The sequence below is a fragment of the Actinophytocola sp. genome (assembly GCF_036555685.1).
In the GTDB taxonomy this organism is placed as follows: Bacteria; Actinomycetota; Actinomycetes; order Mycobacteriales; family Pseudonocardiaceae; genus Actinophytocola.
On sequence record NZ_DATBKY010000011.1, the window covers coordinates 1 to 20,314 of the forward strand.

The 20,314-nt window shown below is 71.6% G+C and carries 19 protein-coding genes and 1 pseudogene; 13 read left to right on the top strand and 7 right to left on the bottom strand.

Annotated features, from left to right (window positions below; genetic code table 11):
• A pseudogene (locus tag VH969_RS01020) lies at positions 1-257 on the bottom strand (hypothetical protein); the annotation flags it as partial.
• A 98-nt stretch (positions 258-355) separates the two neighbouring features.
• On the opposite strand from VH969_RS01020, the gene VH969_RS01025 reads away from it, so the two are divergent.
• Together VH969_RS01025 and VH969_RS01030 are read left to right on the top strand one after the other, a co-directional pair.
• Positions 356-1,477, top strand: a complete 1,122-nt coding sequence (locus tag VH969_RS01025; protein WP_331968770.1) for a vWA domain-containing protein — start codon at positions 356-358, stop codon at positions 1,475-1,477.
• Complete coding sequence (locus VH969_RS01030; protein ID WP_331968773.1) at positions 1,470-2,588, top strand: XdhC family protein; 1,119 nt, start codon at positions 1,470-1,472, stop codon at positions 2,586-2,588. The genes VH969_RS01025 and VH969_RS01030 overlap by 8 nt, the downstream gene beginning before the upstream one ends.
• A gap of 73 nt (positions 2,589-2,661) precedes the next feature.
• Here VH969_RS01030 and rarD read toward each other — a convergent pair whose 3' ends face one another.
• Both rarD and VH969_RS01040 read right to left on the bottom strand, forming a co-directional pair.
• Positions 2,662-3,609 carry an EamA family transporter RarD gene (gene rarD / locus VH969_RS01035; RefSeq protein ID WP_331968776.1) on the bottom strand — a complete coding sequence of 316 codons (948 nt, stop codon included), beginning with the start codon at positions 3,607-3,609 and terminating at the stop codon, positions 2,662-2,664.
• Between the two features lie 29 nt (positions 3,610-3,638).
• Positions 3,639-3,761, bottom strand: coding sequence for a hypothetical protein (locus VH969_RS01040; RefSeq protein ID WP_331968780.1), 123 nt, complete (start codon positions 3,759-3,761; stop codon positions 3,639-3,641).
• 318 nt (positions 3,762-4,079) lie between these two features.
• Here VH969_RS01040 and VH969_RS01045 point away from each other — a divergent pair, with 318 nt between their 5' ends.
• The 7 genes from VH969_RS01045 to VH969_RS01075 all read left to right on the top strand — a co-directional run bounded on the left by VH969_RS01045 (position 4,080) and on the right by VH969_RS01075 (position 11,197).
• The gene (locus tag VH969_RS01045) at positions 4,080-4,604 is read left to right on the top strand and encodes a (2Fe-2S)-binding protein (RefSeq protein WP_331968783.1); all 525 of its coding nucleotides are present in this window, start codon (positions 4,080-4,082) and stop codon (positions 4,602-4,604) included.
• Positions 4,604-7,048 carry a xanthine dehydrogenase family protein molybdopterin-binding subunit gene (locus VH969_RS01050; protein ID WP_331968786.1) on the top strand — a complete coding sequence of 815 codons (2,445 nt, stop codon included), beginning with the start codon at positions 4,604-4,606 and terminating at the stop codon, positions 7,046-7,048. The genes VH969_RS01045 and VH969_RS01050 overlap by 1 nt, the downstream gene beginning before the upstream one ends.
• A complete protein-coding gene (locus VH969_RS01055) occupies positions 7,045-7,899 on the top strand; it encodes an FAD binding domain-containing protein (protein WP_331968789.1) in 855 nt (284 codons plus the stop codon). The genes VH969_RS01050 and VH969_RS01055 overlap by 4 nt, the downstream gene beginning before the upstream one ends.
• 72 nt (positions 7,900-7,971) lie before the next feature.
• Positions 7,972-8,751 (top strand): SRPBCC family protein, encoded by a 780-nt coding sequence (locus VH969_RS01060; protein ID WP_331968792.1) that lies wholly within the window; start codon positions 7,972-7,974, stop codon positions 8,749-8,751.
• A 91-nt stretch (positions 8,752-8,842) separates the two neighbouring features.
• Entirely contained in the window at positions 8,843-9,934 is a 1,092-nt protein-coding gene (locus tag VH969_RS01065) for a CapA family protein (RefSeq protein ID WP_331968795.1), read from the top strand.
• A gap of 10 nt (positions 9,935-9,944) precedes the next feature.
• Positions 9,945-10,757: a serine hydrolase domain-containing protein gene (locus VH969_RS01070; RefSeq protein ID WP_331968798.1), complete on the top strand. Its 813-nt coding sequence runs from the start codon at positions 9,945-9,947 to the stop codon at positions 10,755-10,757.
• On the top strand, positions 10,757-11,197 hold the full coding sequence (locus VH969_RS01075) for a PPOX class F420-dependent oxidoreductase (protein WP_331968801.1): 441 nt from the start codon (positions 10,757-10,759) through the stop codon (positions 11,195-11,197). The genes VH969_RS01070 and VH969_RS01075 overlap by 1 nt, the downstream gene beginning before the upstream one ends.
• Before the next feature lie 91 nt (positions 11,198-11,288).
• On the opposite strand, the gene VH969_RS01080 is transcribed toward VH969_RS01075, so the two are convergent.
• A complete protein-coding gene (locus VH969_RS01080) occupies positions 11,289-12,953 on the bottom strand; it encodes a DNA repair helicase XPB (RefSeq protein WP_331968804.1) in 1,665 nt (554 codons plus the stop codon).
• A 32-nt stretch (positions 12,954-12,985) separates the two neighbouring features.
• Here VH969_RS01080 and VH969_RS01085 point away from each other — a divergent pair, with 32 nt between their 5' ends.
• The 4 genes from VH969_RS01085 to mdlC all read left to right on the top strand — a co-directional run bounded on the left by VH969_RS01085 (position 12,986) and on the right by mdlC (position 17,688).
• Complete coding sequence (locus VH969_RS01085; RefSeq protein ID WP_331968807.1) at positions 12,986-13,771, top strand: LppU/SCO3897 family protein; 786 nt, start codon at positions 12,986-12,988, stop codon at positions 13,769-13,771.
• Between the two features lie 127 nt (positions 13,772-13,898).
• A complete protein-coding gene (locus tag VH969_RS01090) occupies positions 13,899-14,795 on the top strand; it encodes an LppU/SCO3897 family protein (protein WP_331968810.1) in 897 nt (298 codons plus the stop codon).
• A gap of 101 nt (positions 14,796-14,896) precedes the next feature.
• Positions 14,897-16,114, top strand: a complete 1,218-nt coding sequence (locus tag VH969_RS01095; RefSeq protein WP_331968813.1) for an acyl-CoA dehydrogenase family protein — start codon at positions 14,897-14,899, stop codon at positions 16,112-16,114.
• Entirely contained in the window at positions 16,111-17,688 is a 1,578-nt protein-coding gene (gene mdlC / locus VH969_RS01100) for a benzoylformate decarboxylase (RefSeq protein ID WP_331968816.1), read from the top strand. Before VH969_RS01095 ends, mdlC begins: the two co-directional genes overlap by 4 nt.
• Positions 17,689-17,698: 10 nt before the next feature.
• On the opposite strand, the gene VH969_RS01105 is transcribed toward mdlC, so the two are convergent.
• From VH969_RS01105 to VH969_RS01115, 3 genes are read right to left on the bottom strand one after another with little or no spacing between them, the layout of a single operon-like run.
• Positions 17,699-18,580, bottom strand: a complete 882-nt coding sequence (locus VH969_RS01105; RefSeq protein ID WP_331968819.1) for an ABC transporter ATP-binding protein — start codon at positions 18,578-18,580, stop codon at positions 17,699-17,701.
• 3 nt (positions 18,581-18,583) lie between these two features.
• On the bottom strand, positions 18,584-19,393 hold the full coding sequence (locus tag VH969_RS01110; protein WP_331968822.1) for an ABC transporter permease: 810 nt from the start codon (positions 19,391-19,393) through the stop codon (positions 18,584-18,586).
• Positions 19,390-20,163, bottom strand: a complete 774-nt coding sequence (locus VH969_RS01115) for an ABC transporter permease (RefSeq protein WP_331968825.1) — start codon at positions 20,161-20,163, stop codon at positions 19,390-19,392. The genes VH969_RS01110 and VH969_RS01115 overlap by 4 nt, the downstream gene beginning before the upstream one ends.
• Positions 20,164-20,314 lie beyond the last annotated feature (151 nt).

Consider the following 20,314-nt stretch of genomic DNA (forward strand, 5'->3'; position numbering starts at 1 on the left):
GTCTGCCGGTTCGCCGCCTCGTGCAGGCCGAGCTCCACGAGCAGGGCGAGGCCAAGGTCCTCGGGCAGCCGGTCGGCGAGCTCACGCAATGTGGTCATGAGCCGTGTGCGGACGGTCGCGGCGCCGTCGTCGGGACGGATCCCGCACAGGCGGCGCAGGCCAGGGCCCGCCCGTTCGACGATGTTGGGTGCGTGGACCCCGCGGCCCTTGCGCAGCCGCTTGAGCTCGTCGGCGAGCGTCGCGTGGTCGTCCGGCATCAGCTTTCCGTGTCAACTTCCGTGTCAACTTTGGGTGTCAACTTTGCGTGGTCACGTAGATTCTCAAGGTAACTCGTTGAACGAGTAACAATAGGAGAGTGCACCCGTCCACCGAGCTCGACCCGTTGCCGGGTCTGGTCGGTTTCGCCGCCGCGCTGCGGGAGGCGGGCCTGCCCGCCGACGCGCAGCGGGTCCAGGCCTACCTGGGTGCCGTGCGCATGATCAACGTCGCCGAGCCGGACCAGCTGTACTGGGCGGGCCGGCTCACCCTGTGCGCCGAGCCGGATGACCTGCCCCGCTACGACGAGGCGTTCGCGGCGTGGTTCACCGCGCGTCCGTTCCGGGCGCGCCGCGCGACCGCGCAGCCCCGGCCGCGGCAGGCCACGATGGCCGCGCTGACCGACGTGTCCGCGGCCGGGCAGAGCGGCGCGCGCGAGGACGAGGACCTGAAGGTCGCCGCGAGCGACACCGAGGTGCTGCGCCACCGCGACATCTCCGACCTGACCCCGGCCGAGCGCGAGCACCTGCGCGAGCTCATCGCCACCCTGCGGCTCGACCCGCCGAAGCGCCGGTCGATGCGCTTCCGCCCGATGCCGTCCGGACGGCTGGACGTGCGGAAGATCCTGCGAGCGATGCGTGCCGCGGGCGGCGAGCCGATCCGGCTCGCGTACCGCGACCGGGGGCACCGGCCGCGGCGGGTCGTCCTGCTGGTCGACGTGTCCGGCTCGATGACCCCGTACGCGGACGCGCTGCTGCGCTTCGCCCACGCCGTCACCAGGGCGGCGCCGTCGACGACCGAGGTGTTCACCGTCGGCACCCGGCTGACCAGGCTCTCCCGCCAGCTGCGCAAGCGCGACGCGCAGGAGGCGCTGTCGGCGGCGTCCCGCGCGGTGCCGGACTTCGCCGGGGGAACCCGTCTGGGTGAGACCTTGCGTGCATTTCTCGACCGGTGGGGGCAACGCGGAATGGCCAGGCGGGCGGTGGTCGTTCTGTTCTCTGACGGCTGGGAACGCGGCGACGCCGCGCTCCTGGGCGAGCAGCTGGCCCGGCTGCGGCGGCTCGCGCACGCGGTGCTGTGGGTCAACCCGCACGCCGGCCGGGAGGGCTACGCGCCGGTCCAGTCGGGCATCGCGGCGGCCCTGCCGCACCTGGACCTGCTGCTCGCCGGGCACAGCCTGGCCACGCTCGAGGAGCTATTGATGGAGGTACGCCGTGCGTGACGTGCTGGACGAGCTGATGCGCCGCTACTCGGCGGGCGAGCCGACCGCGCTGGGGACGGTCGTCGCGACGTTCTCCTCCGCGCCGCGCGCGCCCGGGGCGGCGATGCTGGTCGCCCCGGACGGGACCGTGTCGGGCAGCGTGTCCGGCGGGTGCGTCGAGGGCGCGGTCTACGAGCTGGGCCAGCAGGTCCTCGAGGACGGCACGCCGGTGCTGCAGCGCTACGGCGTGAGCGACGACGACGCGTTCGCGGTGGGCCTGACCTGCGGCGGGATCATCGACATCTACACCGAGCGGATCTGTCCGCCCGACTTCCCGGAGTTCGTCGACCTGGCCAAGTCGATCCAGGGCGAGGAGCCGGTGGCGCTCGCGACGGTCGTCGCCCACCCCGACCCGGAGCGGCTGGGCCGGCGGATGGTGGTCTGGCCCGCGCGCTCGGTCGGCGACCTGGGCACGACCCGGATCAACGACGCGGTCGCCGACGACGCACGCGGCATGCTCGCGAGCGGCCGGACCGGCACGCTGCACTACGGCGTCGAGGGCGAGCGGCGCGGCGAGGGCATGTCGGTGTTCGTGAGCTCGTTCGAGCCGCCACCGCGGCTGCTCGTCTTCGGCGCGATCGACTTCGCCGCGGCGATGGCCCGGCTCGGCTCGTTCCTCGGCTACCGCGTGACGGTGTGCGACGCGCGGCCGGTGTTCGCGACGAAGAGCCGCTTCCCGCACGCCGACGAGGTCGTCGTCGACTGGCCGCACCGGTACCTGGCGGCCGAGGCGGAGGCGGGCCGGATCGACGAGCGCACGGTGATCGCGGTGCTCACGCACGACCCGAAGTTCGACGTGCCGGTGCTCGAGGTGGCCCTGCGCTGCGACGTCGGCTACGTCGGCGCGATGGGCTCGCGCCGCACGCACGACGACCGCATGGCACGGCTGCGCGAGGCCGGCCTCACGGAGGAGGAGCTGACCCGCCTGGCCTCGCCGATCGGCCTGGACCTGGGCGCCCGCACCCCGGAGGAGACGGCGGTGTCCATCGCGGCGGAGATCATCTCCCTGCGCTGGGGCGGCGAGGGCACCCGGCTCACCGAGGCCAGGGGCCGCATCCACCGGGAGCCCTGACCAGTCCGCCTCGCCGGATCGACCCCTTCGCTCAGTTCCGCGTACGTGTGGCTGGGTCCGCGTCCCGTTCCCCTCAGGTGCGGTCGAGAGGCGGTGCGGGCACCCGCCACCGCATGCCGTCCACGGTCAGGACGATCAGGCCGAGCCAGACGATCGCGAAGCCCAGCCACCGCTGCGGCGGCATCTGCTCGTGGAACACCAGCACGCCGAACACGAACTGCAGCACGGGCGCCAGGTACTGCAGCAGCCCGATCATCGACAGCGGGATCCGCACGGCCGCGCCGCCGAAGGCCAGCAGCGGCATGGTCGAGACCACGCCGCCGCCGATAAGCAGCAGCGCGTGGCCGGCGCCGAGCGAGAAGAACGTGCCCGAGCCCGTGGCCTCGATGACGCAGATGTACGCCAGCGCCGGCACCAGCGTGATCCCCGCCTCGATGCCCACCGACTCGACGGCCGGCACGCCCGCGAGCTTCTTCACCAGCCCGTACGACGAGAAGCTGAACGCCAGCACCAGCGCCACCCACGGCACCTGCCCGTACCCGGCGGCCAGCACCACGACCGCCGCGGCGCCGAGCCCGACCGCGACCCACTGCGCCACCCGGAGCCGCTCGCCGAGCAGCAGCACGCCCATCAGCACCGACACGAGCGGCCCGGTGAAGTAGCCGAGCGCGGTCTCCACCACGCGCCCGTGGTTCACGCCCCAGATGTAGGCGCCCCAGTTGAACGCGATCAGCACCGCCGCGACCGCGAGCAGGCCGAGCTTGCGCCGCGAGGCGATGACCGCCCGCACCGACGCGAACGCCGTGCCCCGGTTCAGCCACCACAGCACGAAGAAGACGACGACGAGCGACCACAGCATCCGGTGCGCGAGCGCCTCCAGCGCGCCCGCGGATCCGAGCAGCGTCCAGTACAGCGGGAACAGGCCCCACAACGTGTACGCGGTCGCGCCGAGAGCCACGCCGCGCCGGTACTCGGGGAAGGCGTCCGGGAGCGCGCGCCGATCGGCGACGGAAGAGACCACGACATCGATCGTAAGCGTTGCGAACGATCCTACGACCGGATGTAGCGCAGGATCACATGGCCGCCGTCGAAGGTCCGCGCGTCGATCCGCTCGCACGACGACGGCGCGAACTCGCCCCTGATCACCGGGATGCCGGTGCCGACGATCTCCACCGCCGGGTCGGGCGAGCGTCGCCGGCACGACGAGCTGGCGCAGGTGCGCGTACGGGCTCGTGAGGTCCAGGTCGAGCGCGGGCTGGTAGGTCAGCCGGCCCTGGACCACGATGTCGAACCGCCTTTTCGGGGCGTCCTCGATGCCGGCGTGGCGCCGGGCGTGGGTCGGGACCGCCAGTTTCGCGCACAGATCCACTTTTCTGCGGCTGGACTTGTCCGACGGGTCCGGCAGGGGCAGGCTGGGTCGGGTGTGAGCACGCTCACGCACGCTCGAAAACTGACCCAGCCGAGGCCGTCTGTGTCGTACTTGGAGGCCCCATGCGCATCACCGTGACCGTAGACGGAACCAAATACACCGACGAGGTCGAGCCTCGCCAGTTGCTCGTGCACTACCTGCGTGAGCGGCTCGGCAAGGTCGGCACGGTCGTGGGCTGCGACACCAGCAACTGTGGTGCATGCACCGTCCATCTCGACGGACACAGCGTGAAGTCCTGTTCGGTTCTCGCGGTCCAGGCCGACGGCAGCGAGGTGACCACGATCGAGGGTCTCGCGCGCGACGGCCGGCTCCACCCGGTCCAGCAGGCCTTCCACGACAACCACGCCCTGCAGTGCGGATTCTGCACGCCAGGGATGATCATGCAGTCGATCGACCTGCTCGCCGACAACCCCGACCCGGACGAGAAGGCCGTGCGCGAGGGCCTGGAGGGCAACCTCTGCCGCTGCACGGGCTACCAGAACATCGTCCGCGCCGTCCGCGACGCGGCCGGCCACATGAAGGGCGGCGCCGGACCCGAGGCGGAGCGGGTGGCCGACGCGAGCCAGCCGGTGGGAGGCGGGAACTGATGACCGCGACCGTTGAGCCCGAGGTCGGCAAGGCACGCCGGCGCAAGGAGGACGCGCGGCTGATCACCGGCCGCACCCGGTGGACGGACAACCTCGCGCTGCCCGGCCTCGTGCACATGGCGATCCTGCGCAGTCCCATGGCACACGCGCGGATCACGAACATCGACGCGTCCGCCGCCAGGCAGATGCCCGGCGTGCTCGCCGTGTTCACCGGCGCCGACCTCGCCGACGAGCAGGGCAGCCTGCCGAACGCGTGGCCGATCACCGAGGACATGAAGGCCCCGACCGCGCCGTCCATCGCGGTCGACAAGGTCAACTTCGCCGGCGAGGCGGTCGCGCTGGTGATCGCCCGCAGCGCCTACGAGGCCGCGGACGCCCTCGAGTCGATCGACGTCGACTACGACGAGCTGCCCGTCGTGCTGGACATGGCGGCCGCGGTCGCCGACGGCGCCGACCTCGTGCACGAGGACCTGGGCACCAACTCGAGCGCCACGTGGATCTTCGACTCCGGCGAGGCGGGCACCGGCGGCGACGTCGAACAGGCGATCTCCGACGCCGAGGTCGTGGTCGAGCGGACCTACCGCCAGCAGCGGCTGATCCCGGCGTTCATGGAGCCCCGTGCGGTGGTCGTCGACCCGACCGGCGAGCAGTTCACCATGTGGTCGGCCACCCAGATCCCGCACATCCTGCGGGTGATGCTCGCCATGACGCTGTCCGTACCCGAGCACAAGGTGCGCGTGATCGCGCCCGACGTCGGCGGCGGGTTCGGCGGCAAGCTGCAGGTGACGCCCGAGGAGGTGCTGACCTTCCTGGCGGCGCGCCGGCTCGGCAAGCCGGTCAAGTACAACGAGACGCGCAGCGAGAGCCTGCTCTCGGCACACCATGGCCGCGACCAGATCCAGAAGATGACGCTGTCGGCCAAGCGGGACGGCACGGTCACCGGCCTGAAGGTCGAGCTGCTCGCCGACATGGGTGCGTACCTGCGCCTGGTCACCTCGGGCATCCCGATCCTGGGCGCGTTCATGTTCAACGCGATCTACAAGTTCCCCGCCTACCGGTTCGTGTGCACCAACGTGTTCACGAACAAGACGCCGACCGACGCCTACCGCGGTGCCGGGCGCCCGGAGGCGACGTTCGCGGTCGAGCGGATGATGGACGAGCTGGCGGTCGAGCTCGGCATGGACCCGATGGAGGTCCGGGAGAAGAACTGGATCAAACACGAGGAGTTCCCGTTTACCACGGTCGCCGGCCTGACCTACGACTCGGGCAACTACGAGGCGGCCACGGCGAAGGCGAAGGAGCTGTTCGGCTACGACGCGCTGCGGGCCGAGCAGCGCGAGCGCCGGGAGAAGGGTGACCCGGTCCAGCTGGGCATCGGCATCTCGACGTTCACCGAGATGTGCGGCCTCGCGCCGTCGCGGGTCCTCGGCTCGCTGTCGTACGGGGCCGGCGGCTGGGAGCACGCGGCGATCCGCATGCTGCCGACCGGCAAGGTCGAGGTCGTGACCGGCTCCTCGCCGCACGGCCAGGGACACGAGACGGCGTGGAGCCAGATCGTGGCCGACCAGCTGGGCGTGCCGTTCGAGGACGTCGAGGTCCTCCACGGCGACACCCAGTCCTCGCACAAGGGCATGGACACCTACGGCTCGCGGTCGCTGACCGTCGGGGCCATGGCCGTCGTCCAGGCGGCGGACAAGGTGAAGGCCAAGGCCGCGAAGGTGGCCGCGCACATGCTCGAGGCCAGCGAGGACGACGTCGAGTTCGCCTCCGGTGCGTTCCGGGTCAAGGGCACGGGTGCCGAGGCGAAGTCGGTGTCGATCCAGGACATCGCGCTGGCCGTGTTCGCCGCGCACGACCTGCCGGACGGCGTCGAGCCGAACCTGGACTCGGAGGCCACGTTCGACCCGGAGAACTTCTCCTTCCCGCACGGCACGCACCTCTGCGCGACGGAGGTGGACACCGAGACGGGCCGGGTCGAGATCCGCTCGTACGTCTGCGTCGACGACATCGGCAAGGTGATCAACCCGCTGATCGTCGAGGGCCAGGTGCACGGCGGGCTCGCCCAGGGCATCGCGCAGGCCCTGTTCGAGGAGGCCGTGTACGACGAGTCCGGCACGCTCACGACCGGCACGCTCGCCGACTATCTGGTGCCGTCCGCGGCCGACCTGCCGACGTTCGTCACCGACCGCACCGAGAGCCCGTCCACGACGAACGTGCTCGGGGTCAAGGGCGTCGGTGAGGCCGGCACGATCGCGTCCACCCCGGCGGTGGTCAACGCGGTCATCGACGCGGTGCGCCACCTCGGCGTGTCCGACATCGAGATGCCGTGCACCCCGATGCGCGTGTGGCAGGCGATCCGCACCGGCCGGCCGGACGCGGGCGGCCTCGGCAGCGAGGCCGGCGGCGGCCTCGGTTCCATCGACACCTCCGGAGGTACCCAGTGATCCCCGCGGCCTTCGACTACGTCGCACCGACCACATTGGACGAAGCGGTCCGGGCGCTGGCCGAGGCGGGCGAGGACGGCAAGGTGCTCGCCGGCGGCCAGAGCCTGCTGCCCGTGCTGCGGATGCGGCTCGCCGCGCCGTCGAAGCTCATCGACCTCAACAAGGTCGCCGAGCTGCGCGGCGTGCGCGAGGACGGGGACGCCATCGTGATCGGCGCCATGACCACGCACTACGACGTGCTGCGCGACTCGCTGGTCGCCGAGCACGCCGCGCTGCTGGCCGAGGCGACCGGCACCGTGGCCGACCCGCAGATCCGCCACCGCGGCACGTTCGGCGGCTCGCTCGCGCACGCCGACCCCGCCGCCGACCTGCCGGCCGCGGCGACGGCGATGGACGCCGAGATGGTCATCGCCGGGCCCGGCGGCCGCCGCACGGTCCCGGTCGGGGAGTTCTTCGTCGACTTCTTCACGACCGCGCTGGGGCCGGACGAGGTCCTGTGCGAGATCCGGGTGCCCAAGCGCACCGGCTGGCACGCGCACTACGAGAAGTTCAACCGGGTGGCCCAGGCGTGGCCGATCGTCGCGGTGGCGGCGACCGTACGGGTCGACGGCGGCTCGATCGCCGAGGCGCGGGTCGGCCTCGCGAACATGGGCCCGACGCCGGTCCGCGCGACCGGTGTCGAGCAGGCCCTGGTCGGGCAGCCGGCGACGGCCGAGGCGATCAAGGCGGCGGCCGAGCACGCGGCGGAGGGCACGAACCCGCCGGCCGACGGCAACGCCGACGCGGAGTTCCGCCAGCACCTGGCCCGGGTACTCACCAGCCGGGCGGTGTCGGCGGCGGTTGGCGCATAGGCTGACCACACGGCCCCGGGTGACGGAGTCCCGTCGCCCGGGGCCGTGAACTTTTTGAGGGAGGATTCGGTCGTGAAGCTCGAGCACACGTTCTCCGTTCCGGCTGATCTGGACACCGTGTGGGCGGCGGTGCTGGACCCCGAGCGCGTCGCGCCGTGCATGCCCGGCGCCAGCCTCAGCGAGGTCGATGGCGACTCGTTCAAGGGCACGGTGAAGGTGAAGGTCGGCCCGATCGCCTTGCAGTACAAGGGATCCGGCGAGTTCCTGGAGAAGGACGAGGCCAACCGCAAGGTCGTGATCAAGGCGTCCGGCAAGGACACCCGCGGCAACGGCACCGCGTCGGCCACCGTGACCGTGACCCTGCGCGAGGACGGCGGCAAGACGGCGGGCTCGGTCGACACCGACCTGTCGATCACCGGCAAGCCGGCCCAGTTCGGCCGCGGGCTCATCTCGGAGGTCGGCGGCAAGATCCTCGACTCGTTCGCGTCCTGCCTCGCCACCAAGCTCGCGCCGGAGCAGGCCGCGGAGCCCCCGCCGGCCAAACCGGCCAAACCGGCCAGAGCGACCAAGAAGAAGGAGCAGGCCGCGGAGTCGCCGAAGCTCGCCGTCGTCGAGGCGGAGCGGGTCGAGGCGGTGGAGACCGGCGCCGAGGCGGGCCGGGTGGTCGCGCGCTCGGCGCCGCCGGTCGCGGACAGCAAGCCGAAGCTGACGGCCGTGGAACCGCAACCGGAGTCCGAGCCGATCGACCTGCTGGCCTATGCGGGGCCGTCGGTCGCCAAGCGGATAGTCCCTCTGGTGGCCGCACTGGTGGTCCTGCTGGCTGTCGTCCGCCTGCTCCGGCGGCGCGGTTGACGACGATCGGGGCTTGAAAGACGCACGGGCGCACCGAAAGAATGCGCCCGTGCGCCGATGGTTGCTGATCCTGTGCGGAGCGTCAGCTCTCGTGGCGGCTGGCTGCTCCCAGCCGTCCACCAGCGGCATCACCATCCCCGAACCGCAGTCGCCCGTCTCGACCGCGCCGACCTCGGCCGCCACGAACGGCTCGTTCACCGTGCTCGCCACCGGTGACGTCCTGATCCACCCGGCACTGACCGAGCAGGCGACCAAGGACGGCGCCGGCCGGCGTGACTTCACCGAGATGTTCGCCGGCGTCCGCTCCGCGGTGGAGGGCGCCGACCTCGCCATCTGCCACCTCGAGGTGCCGCTCGCCGACAAGGACGGGCCGTTCGAGGGCTTCCCGACGTTCTCCGCACCGCCCGAGGTCGCCACCGCGCTCGCCGGCATCGGCTACGACACGTGCTCGACGGCGTCGAACCACACCTTCGACCAGGGTGCCGATGGTGCGAAGACCACATTGGACGTCCTGGACTCCGCCGGCATCGGGCACACCGGCTCCGCGCGCACGGAGAAGGAGGCGGCGACGCCGCTCATCACCGACGTCAACGGCGTGCAGGTCGGGCAGGTGTCGTACACGTTCGGGTACAACGTCGGCACCGACCCGCCCGAGCCGTGGATGGGCAACGTCATCGACGTCGACAGGATCCTCGCCGCCGCCCGGGCCGCGCGCGAGGCCGGCGCCGACGTCGTCATCGCGAGCCTGCACTGGGGTAACGAGGACCAGCCCAAGCCCACGGCGTTCCAGCGCCGGGTCGCGAGGAAGCTGCTCGCCGACCCGGCCATCGACCTTATCGTCGGCCACCACGCGCACGTCGTGCAGCCGTTCGAGAAGATCAACGGCAAGTGGGTCGCCTACGGCCTGGGCAACCAGATCGCCCGGCACGAGGTGCCCCGCGGCACGACGGAGGAGGGCGTGATGGCCCGCTTCCGGTTCAGCAGGAGCCCGAACGGCTGGACCGTGCAGCAGGCCGAGTACATCCCGACCCTGGTCGACCTCGGCCCGCCGATCCGCCTGCGCAACCTGACCACGGACGCGAGCGTCGACCCGAAGCGGCGCACGGACGCGATCGTGCGTACGGACAAGGTGGTCCTGTCGTTGGGTGCCGCCGAGAACGGGCTGACGCGACCTGGTGAGTAACGTCGTCCGCATGGAGAGTGTGCGTGCGGTGGCCGGCTGGCCGGTGGACCACGCGGCCGCGGCGGTCGTGGGTGCCGAGGGCGAGGTGCTGGCCGCGGAGGGCCCGATGGCGCGGGAGTTCCAGCTCGCGTCGGTGACGAAGCTGCTGACCGCGTACGCGACGCTGATCGCGGTCGAGGAGGGCGCGGTCGAGTGGGACCAGCCGGCCGGGCCGCCTGGATCCACCGTGCGGCACCTGATCGCCCACACGTCGGGACTCGCATTCGACGAGCACAAGGCGATGGCGGAGCCCGGCACGCGGCGGTTGTACTCGAACGCCGGTTTCGAGGTGCTGGCCGACACCGTGCACGAGGCGTCCGGGATCCCGTTCGCGGAGTACCTGACCGAGGCGGTGCTCGAGCGGCTGGGCATGTCCTCGACGCGGCTCGCCGGTACCGCCGGGGCGGGCGCGGTGTCCACGTGCGACGACATGGCGCGCTTCGCGGCGGAGCTGCAGGCCCCCACGCTGATCGCGCCGTCGACGCTGTCCGAGGCGGTGTCGGTGGCGTTCCCCGGGCTCGCCGGGGTGCTGCCGGGCTACGGGTACCAGAAGGAGAACGACTGGGGCCTGGGCTTCGAGCTGCGCGACCACAAGAACCCGCACTGGACGGGCAAGAACAGCTCGCCGCACACGTTCGGCCACTTCGGACAGTCCGGGTCGTTCCTCTGGGTCGACCCGGAGGCCGGCGTCGCGTGCGCGGCCCTGACCGATCGCGCGTTCGGCCAGTGGGCCATCGACACGTGGCCGGCCTTCACCGACGCCGTTCTCGCCGAGGTGTCCTGATGTACCACCGGATGTCACGCGACGAGTGGTTGCCGTTCGTGCTCGACGGGACGCGCACGGGCAAGCTGGCGGTCGTGCGGGCGGACGGCTCCCCGCACGTGGCCCCGGTGTGGTTCGTGCTCGACACGGCGGACGGTACCGATCGCATCGTCTTCAACACGGGCGCGAACACGGTGAAGGGCAAGGCCTTGCGCCGCGACCCCCGCTTCGCGATGTGCGTGGAGAGCGACGACCCGCCGTACTCGTACGTGATGTTCTACGCGACGGCGACCATCGTGGACGATCCCGAGATTTCGCTGCCGTGGTCGGTCCGGATAGCGGCGCGGTACATGGGCGAGGAGCGCGGCGAGGAGTTCGGCCGCCGCAACGCGGTCCCGGGCGAGCTGCTCGTCGTCGCGCCCATCACCAAGGTGGTGGCGGAAGCCAACATCGCCGACTGACGTCGAGGTTGTCCGCGGTCGCGCTCGCTGCGAACCGGTCTTGCCGGTCCTGCGGAGTAGCGTGGGTTTCCCGAGGGCCGGAGGCCGCCCGCTAGCCCTTGACCTCCGGGAGTGCCGGGCCCAGGAAGTCGTCCGCGTCGCGGATCGTGTAGGCGTAGCCCTGCTCGGCCAGGAAGCGCTGGCGGTGCGCGGCGTAGTCCGTGTCCAGCGTGTCCCTCGACACCACCGAGTAGAAGTGCGCCTGGCGGCCGTCCTCCTTCGGGCGCAGCAACCTGCCCAGCCGCTGTGCCTCCTCCTGCCGGGAACCGAACGTGCCGCTCACCTGCACGGCCACCGTCGCCTCGGGCAGGTCGATCGAGAAGTTGGCTACTTTGGACACGACCAGCGTGCGCAGCTCGCCCCGGCGGAACGCGTCGTACAGCCGCTCGCGTTCGGCGTTCCGGGTCGAGCCCTGCACGATCGGGGCGTCCAGGGCCGCGCCGAGCTCCTCCAGCTGCTCCAGGTACGCGCCGATCACCAGGGCCGGCTCGCCCGCGTGCCGCTCCAGGATCTTGCGCACCACCGGCATCTTCGTCTCGACCGTCGAGCACAGCTTGTACCGCTCGTCCGGTTCCGCGGTCGCGTACGCCAGACGCTCGGAGTCGGTCAGGGTCACGCGTACCTCGACGCACTCCGCGGGCGCGATCCAGCCCTGCGCCTCGATGTCGCGCCACGGTACGTCGTAGCGCTTCGGGCCGATGAGCGAGAAGACGTCGCCCTCGCGACCGTCCTCACGCACCAGCGTGGCCGTCAGGCCGAGCCTGCGGCGGGACTGCAGGTCCGCGGTCATCCGGAACACCGGCGCGGGCAGCAGGTGGACCTCGTCGTAGATGACCAGGCCCCAGTCGCGCGAGTCGAACAGCTCCAGGTGCCGGTACTCGCCCTTGGTCTTGCGCGTCATCACCTGGTACGTGGCGATCGTGACCGGGCGGATCTCCTTGCGCTCGCCCGAGTACTCGCCGATCTCCTCCTCGGTCAGCGACGTGCGCGCCACGAGCTCGCGCTTCCACTGCCGTCCGGCGACCGTGTTGGTCACCAGGATCAGCGTGGTCGCCTGCGCCTGCGCCATCGCCGCCGCGCCGACCAGTGTCTTGCCCGCACCGCAGGGCAGCACGACCACACCGGACCCGCCGGCCCAGAACGTCTGCGCCGCCTGGCGCTGATAGTCGCGCAGCTGCCAGCCGTCCTCGTGCAGCTCCATCGGGTGGTGCTCGCCGTCGACGTACCCGGCCAGGTCCTCCGCCGGCCAGCCGACCTTCAGCAGCGCCTGCTTGAGCCGGCCGCGCTCGCTCGGGTGCACGACGACCGTGTCGTCGTCGATGCGCTCGCCCAGCATCGGCGCGATCTTCTTGTGCCGCAGCACTTCCTCGAGCACCGCACGGTCTATTGTGGACATCACGAGACCGTGCGCCGGGTCGTTCTGCAGCTGCAGCCGGCCGAACCGGCCCATCGTGTCGACGATGTCGATCAGCAACGGTTGCGGGACCGGGTAGCGGGAGTAGTTGGTCAGCGCGTCGACCACCTGCTCGGCGTCGTGCCCCGCGGCGCGTGCGTTCCACAGTGCCAGCGGCGTCACGCGGTAGGTGTGCACGTGCTCGGGCGCGCGCTCCAGCTCCGCGAACGGCGCGATGGCCATCCGCGCGTCGTCCGCGCCGGGATGGTCGACCTCGAGCAGCAGGGTCTTGTCCGACTGCACGATCAGTGGGCCATCGGTCACGTCTCGCGGTCCCCTCGTCTAGATTTGCCGTCATGACAACGCCGCCCCACCGGCCCGCGCCCCGGCGCAGGCCACCGGGCGGACCCGGCGAAGAGCCGACGCAGCCGCTGCGACCGGTCCCCGGTGCGCAACGGTACGACCGGAAGCGGCCTTCTACGCAACAACCCCCGTACGGCGAGCATTCCGCGCACCGGCCGACCCGTCGGGAACGAGCGGCGTCCCGGTACCGGCGGGTCAGCGACCGGACCGCGGTCGTCACCGGGGTCATCGCCGTGCTCGCGCTGCTCGTCGCCGGGCTCGGCGGCTGGGCGCTGACGAAGGACAAGGACGAGATCGGCGCCGAGCCGGACAAGGCGACGCAGGCGCCGGCCCCCCACTCGTCCGGGCATCCGCGGTCGGCGCAGGAGGTGCCGGGAGTGGCGGCCGACGCCGAGGTCGGCGACTGCATCAAGGTCAACAAGGCGGGCGATACGGACGCCGAGGTGGAGACGATCGACTGCGCGAATGCCGCCGCCGTGTACCGGGTCGGTGTCCGCGTGGACGGTGGCGGCTCGAAGTGCCCGGGCGAGAACTACGTGACCTACACCGAGGGCAACCTGCTGCTGTGCCTGACGCTCAACGCGCGCAGCGGCGAGTGCTTCCACGAGAACGACGAGCAGGACACCCGCGTCCCGTGCGACTCGCCCGAGGCGAGCTACCAGGTCGGCGAGATCTTCGAGGGCACCGAGGACCCGACCAAGTGCGGTGAGGTCGACGCGGACAACGCGTTCACCTACCCGGAACCGCCGCTGACGATCTGCCGCGTCGCCGTGCGATGACGGACCGTGTTCGGTTCGGGCGGTTTTTGGGGTTCTGTCACGGCGTCCGGTGACACCGCGTAGATTCCAGATCTCCGGACCGGACCCACTTCGGCTGGCGACAGGCCAGACCGCGCGCGAGGTGCTCATGAACACGCCCAACTACCCGCCGCAGGGCGGCCCGCAGGGGCCACAGCGTCCGGGCGGCGGTGGCCCGTACGGACCGCCGCCGCCCTACGGACCACCCGGCGGCCGCCCGCCGCACACGCCCCCCGGCGGCCAGCCCTACGGCCCGCCGCCCGGCGGCGGCCGCCCCCACTACGGCGGCCCGGGTGGCCCCGGCGGCTACGGCCCGCCGGGCGGTGGTCCCGGTGGTCCCGGTGGTCTCGGTGGTCCCGGTGGTCCGTACGGCGCCCCGCCACCGGGTGGCCCCGGCCAGAACGATCCCTACGGTCCGGGCCCGAGCGACCCGTACGGCGGCCCGCCACCCGGCGGCCAGCCCATGGGCGAGCCGCAGCCCGGCACGCCGCCGCCGGCTCCGAAGAAGGGCAACACCAAGCTGATCCGCATCGGCGCGATCGTCGTGATCGCGCTGGCCGTCATCGGCGTGGTGTTCTTCCTCCAGAAGGACGCCCCGGCGAGCTCCAAGGCCGGCGACTGCATCCACGTCAAGGACGCCAAGAACGCCGAGATCGAGAAGGTCGACTGCGGCTCCAAGGAAGCGATGTACACGGTCGGCCTCACCAAGGACGACTCGGCGGCGAAGTGCCCGAACGAGAACTACCTGCAGTACACCGAGACGGGCAGCAGCGACGTGCTGCTGTGCCTGGTGCTGAACGCGAAGGACGGCGACTGCTTCAAGTCCGACGGTCAGGTCCAGGTCAAGACCGCCTGCGGGCAGGGCGCCGAGTTCAAGGTCGCCAAGGTGGTCAAGGGCAGCGACGATCCGAAGAAGTGCGGGGCGGAGGAGGCCGCCAACGCGGTCACGTTCCCCGAACCGAAGACGACGCTGTGCCTCGCCCCGCCCGGGGGCACCGCGAGCTGATCGAGCACGCCATCGAGCAGTCATATCGAGTAGTGACGAGTGACTCCCGCCCGGCCGATTCGGGCGGGAGTCACTCGTTTTCCGTGCGGTAGCTTGGCCGGGTGAACCGTCTCCTCACGCCACGCCAGCAGGAGCTCGTCGACATCGCCGGCAAGCTCGCGGACACCTTCGCCGAGCGCGCGACCGAGCACGACCGGGAGAACACGTTCCCGGTGGAGAACTACGACGACCTGCGCGCCGCCGGGTTCCTCAAGCTGACCGTGCCCTCCGAGCTGGGCGGTCAGGGCGCGACGCTGGCCGAGCTGATCCCGGTCCTGGAGCGCCTCGCGATGGGCGACGGGTCGACCGCGCTCGCCGTCGCCATGCACATCTCGCCGATCGGCCAGTGGGCCAGCGTCTGGCGGCGCACGCAGCACCCGCGCCTCGCGGACCTGCTGCGGATGGCCGCGCAGGACAAGCTGATCTGGGCGTCGGTCACCAGCGAGCCGGGCATGCGCAACGACATGACCGACGCGAAGACCGTCGCGGTCAAGGTCGACGGCGGCTTCCGGCTCACCGGCCGCAAGTCCTACGCCACCAACACGGTCGTGGCCACGCACTGCTCCACGACCGCGCGCTACGAGGACGCCGAGGGCGGCCCGCGGCTGCTGCTGTGCCGGATCGCGCTCGACCAGCCCGGGGTCACCAGGCACCAGACGTGGGACACGATGGGCATGCGTGGCACGCAGAGCAACGACATCGTCTACGAGGACGTGTTCGTGCCCGAGCAGGACGTGGTGCACTCGCTGCCGGTCGGCCATCTCGACGCCCGGGTCTTCGAGACCGTGTGGTCGTGGGCGATGGGCGCGTTCGCCGCTGTCTACACCGGCATCGCGGCCGGCGCCGTGGAATGGACCGCCACCCAGCTCGCCGCGCGCGGCAAGGGCGCGGACCCGCTCGTGCAGGACACGATCGGCGAGTGCGAGATCCTCGTGGAGAGCGCCCGCGCGCTGACCTACCGGCACGCCGACGAGGTCGGCTCGCGGCGGCTGTTCGACCTCGGCGTGCAGGAGGGCATCGCCCGCTGCGCGCTGGTGAAGTACGTGGCGAGCAACAACGCCTCGCAGGTGATGCGCCGGCTCGTCGACGTGCTGGGCGGCGCGAGCTACTCGCGCAAGCTGCCGTACGAACGGATGTGGCGCGACGCCCAGGCCGGCATCTTCATGCCGATGGGCAACCAGGCCGCCCGCAAGATCATCGGGGCGAGCGCGCTCGGCGTGGAGATCGCCCCGGTCATCGGCTTCGACGAGACCGGCCCGGAAAGCAGGGCGAAGTCTTGACGACGGTCCGCGAGGTCACCCGCGACCTGCTCCGCGCGTACGGGCTGACCACGATCTTCGGCAACCCCGGCACGACCGAGATCGGCTTCCTCACGGGGTTTCCCGAGGACTTCCGGTACGTCCTCGGCCTGCAGGAGTCGGTCGCGGTCGCGATGGCCGACGGGTACGCGCACGCGAGCGGCCGGCCGGTGCTGGTGAACCTGCACTCGGCGGGCGGCGTCGGGCATGGGCTCGGGCAGGTGTTCACCGCGTACCGCAACAACACCCCGATGATCGTGCTGGCGGGCCAGCAGGTCCGCTCGCTGCTGCCCGGCGAGCCGTTCCTGGGCGCGGTCGACGCGACGACGTTCCCGCGTCCGTACGTGAAGTGGGCGGCGGAGCCGGCGCGGGCGCAGGACGTCCCGGCCGCGCTGGCCCGGGCGTACCACGTGGCGACGCAGCCGCCGTACGGCCCGGTGTTCGTGTCGGTGCCGGCCGACGACTGGGACGCCGAGTGCGAGCCGCTGCCGCACCGCCCGCCGGTGCCCGGCTTCGGCCCGGACCCGGCCGCGCTCGCCGACCTCGTGTCCGCTGTGGACGGTGCGGCGAACCCCGCCTTCGTGGTGGGGCCGGGCGTCGACGCCGAGGGCGCGATCCCGGACGTGGTGGAGCTCGCCGAGCGGGCCCGCGCCGGCGTGTGGGCGAGCCCGATGTCGTGGCGCAGCTCGTTCCCCGAGGACCACCCGCAGTTCCTCGGCTTCCTGCCGCCGGAGGAGCGCGGCACGATCGAGGCGCTCCAGTCGCACGACCTGGTCGTGGTGCTCGGCGCGCCGGCGTTCGTCTACCACGTGTACCGCGGCTCGTCCTCCCTGACGCCACCGCCGATGTACCTCGTCAGCGACGACGAGCAGGTCCTCGCCCGGGCGCGGTTCGGCGTCGGCGTCCGTTCCGGTGTGCGGGCCGCGGTGCGTGCGCTCGCCGGGGCGATCGCGCCGGCCGCCCGCCCGGTGCCCGCCGGTCGGCAGCGCCGCCCACGCCCGCCGGAGACCGAGCCGATCACGGCGGAGTGGCTGTTCGCGACGATGGCCGACGAGCTGCCGGCCGACACGCTGCTGGTCGAGGAGATCCCGAGCCACCTGCTGGTGCGCCGGGAGTACCTGCCGGTCCGCGCCACGCGCACGGGCCTGCTGAGCACGGGCGGCGGCGCGCTGGGCTACGGCGTCGCGGCGGCCGTCGGCGCGGCCCTGGGCGCACCGGGCCGCAAGGTGGTGGCCGTGCTGGGCGACGGGTCGACGATGTACAGCGTGCAGGCGCTCTGGACCGCCGCCCGCGAGCACCTGCCGGTCACCTTCGTGATCCTGGACAACGCCCGCTACGCGGCGGTCGACATCCTGGCGAGCACGGACGACCCGAAGATGCCGGGCGTGGACCTGGGCGGCATCGACTTCGGCAAGCTCGCCACGGGCATGGGCTGCCGGGCCCACCGGGTCGAGCACCCGGACGAGCTGAAGCCCGCGCTGACCGCCGCCCTGTCCGACGACCGCCCGACGGTGGTCCACGTCCTCGTCGACCCGGACCCGCCGGCGCTGTACTGAGTCCCGCGGGTCAGCGGGTCGACTGCCGGCTGGCCTCCTCCCGCTCGGCGGCGAGGAACCGCTCCGCGGCCAGGGCCTCGTCGGACGCGTGCGACGAGCCGTTCGTCGGGCCGGCCTGGCCGGACTGCTTGTCGTGCAGCAGGCGGGCGATCTCGGTGCGCAGGTCGACGAACGTCGACGAGCCGCGGGTCGTGATCTGGTCGCGCTGCGCCGGCAGGTCGACGGTCAGGTCCGCGACGATCTTCGCGGGCGAGCGGGACAGCACGAGCACCCGGTCGCCCAGGTAGACGCTCTCGTCGATGTCGTGGGTGACCAGCAGCACCGTGCTGCCGTGCTCGCGGCGCACCCGCAGCAGCAGGTCCTCGAGCTCGGCGCGGGTCTGCGCGTCGACCGAGGCGAACGGCTCGTCCATCAGCAGCAGCGACGGCTGCGAGCCGAGCGCCCGCGCGATCGACACCCGCTGCTGCATGCCGCCGGAGAGCTGCCACGGGTACTTGCCCGCGGCGTCGGCGAGGCCGACCCACTCCAGCGCCTCCATCGCCCGCGCCCGCCGGGCGGCCCGGCCCGAGACCCGCGTGCGCAGCGGGAACTCGACGTTGCCGCGCACCGACAGCCAGGGGAACAGCGAGCGGCTGTAGTCCTGGAACACGACGGCGAGGTCCTCGGGCACGCCGTGCACCGCGTCGCCGTGCAGGGTGACCGAGCCGTCGGTCGGCCTGATCAGGCCGGCGATGCAGCGCAGCAGCGTCGACTTGCCGCACCCGGACGGCCCGACGATGCAGGCGAGCTGGTCCTCGTCGACGGTGAACGACAGGCCCGACACCGCCAGGTGCGCGCCCGGACCGGTGCCGTACTGATGCACCAGGTCGCGCACCTCGAGCATGGTCGGCATATATCACCCTCCTGCCTTCGCGGCCGCTACCGCGGCCCGGGTCGGCTGCCAGCGAAGCACCCGGCGCTCGACGGTGAGCAGCGCGAGGTTCAGCCCGTAACCGATGATGCCAAGCAACACGATCCACGCCCACATCGTCGGGAAGTCGAACTGCGCCCGGGCGTGGTCGAGCTGGTAACCGATACCGCTGGTGGTACCGACCATCTCGGAGACCACCATAAGGATGACCGAGATCGCGAGCGAAAGCCGCAACCCGGCGAAGATCTTCGGCAGCGCGGCCGGCAGCACGACCATCGTCACCCACTGCCCGCGCGGCGTGCGGAACGAGCGCGCGGTGTCGGTCTTCACCGAGTCGACCGAGCGCACGCCCTCGACGGTGTTGAGCAGGATCGGCCAGATCGAGCCGAACACGATCAACGACAGCTTCATCCCGGAGTCGATGCCGAACAGCACGATGAACACCGGGATCAGCGCCGGCGAGGGCAGCGCGCGGAAGAACGCGAACAGCGGGCCGACGTAGTGCATGGCGGTCCGCGACCGGCCCAGCGCCGCGCCGAGCGCGACGCCGAGGATCGTGGCCATCAGCCAGCCGGACACGACCCGCCCGAGGCTCGGCAGGATGTCGACGAACACCGTGTCGGCCAGGCCGAACCCGCCGTCGGGCGCGGTGAGCCACAGCTCCTTGCCGCGCTCCACGACCTGCAGCGGCGTGGGGAACCACACGTTGTCGGCGGCCGCCGTGACGAGCTGCCACGCCACGACGAACACCGCGAACACGACCCAGCGGGTGGTGAAACCCGTGACGCGCCTCATGTCAGCGCCTCCACCCGGGTCGTGTCGCTCCACCGGAACAGCCGCTTCTCCAACCGTTCCAGCCCTTCGTTGGCGAGGTAGCCGATGAGCCCGATCACGACCGTGCCGGCCAGCACCTTCTCCATCTGGCCGGCGTTGTTGGCCACGTCGATGATGTAGGCGCCGACGCCGACCGCGCTACCCGCCAGGTACTCGGTCGAGACCGTGACGATCAGCGCGATGGCCGCGGACAGGCGAAGGCCGGTGAACGCGAACGGCGCGACGTGCGGCAGGGCCACCGTGGCGAGCGTGCGCACCCGGCCGTTGCCGAACGAGCGCGACGTGTCGAGCAGCAGCGGGTCGATCTCGTCCAGCGCGTAGACGATGTTGAACAGGATCGGCCACACCGACGCGTAGAACGCGAGCGAGATCTTCGCCTCGGGCCCGGAGCCGATCGTCATGATGATCAGCGGGATCAGGGCGACCGGGGGGATCGGGCGGAGGAACTCGATCAGCACGCGGGTGCCGGTCCGCAGCCACGGCAGGCTGCCGAGCAGCAGGCCCGCCGGGACCGCGACCGCGACGGAGACCAGGACCGCGAGCAGCCAGGCGAGCACCGTCGCGATCACGTCGCGGATGAACGACTCGTCGCCGACCAGCTGGCCGAGCTCGCGGACCACGTCGGTCGGTGTGGGCAGGAAGGCCCGTTCGACGAGGCCGAGCCGGACGACTCCTTCCCAGATCAGGAAGAAGCCGGCCAGCCCGATGAGGTTGCGGACGGATCTGGACAAGTCAGCCGACCGGTGCGGTTGGGATGATCATCTTTTTGACGTCGATGGGTTGTTTGATGACGTCGAACTCGAGCATGAGGTCGGGGACGCGTTGGATGCGGGTGGCGTCGAGTTTGGATTGGAAGGTGAGCAGGGTGGCCATTTTGGCGGT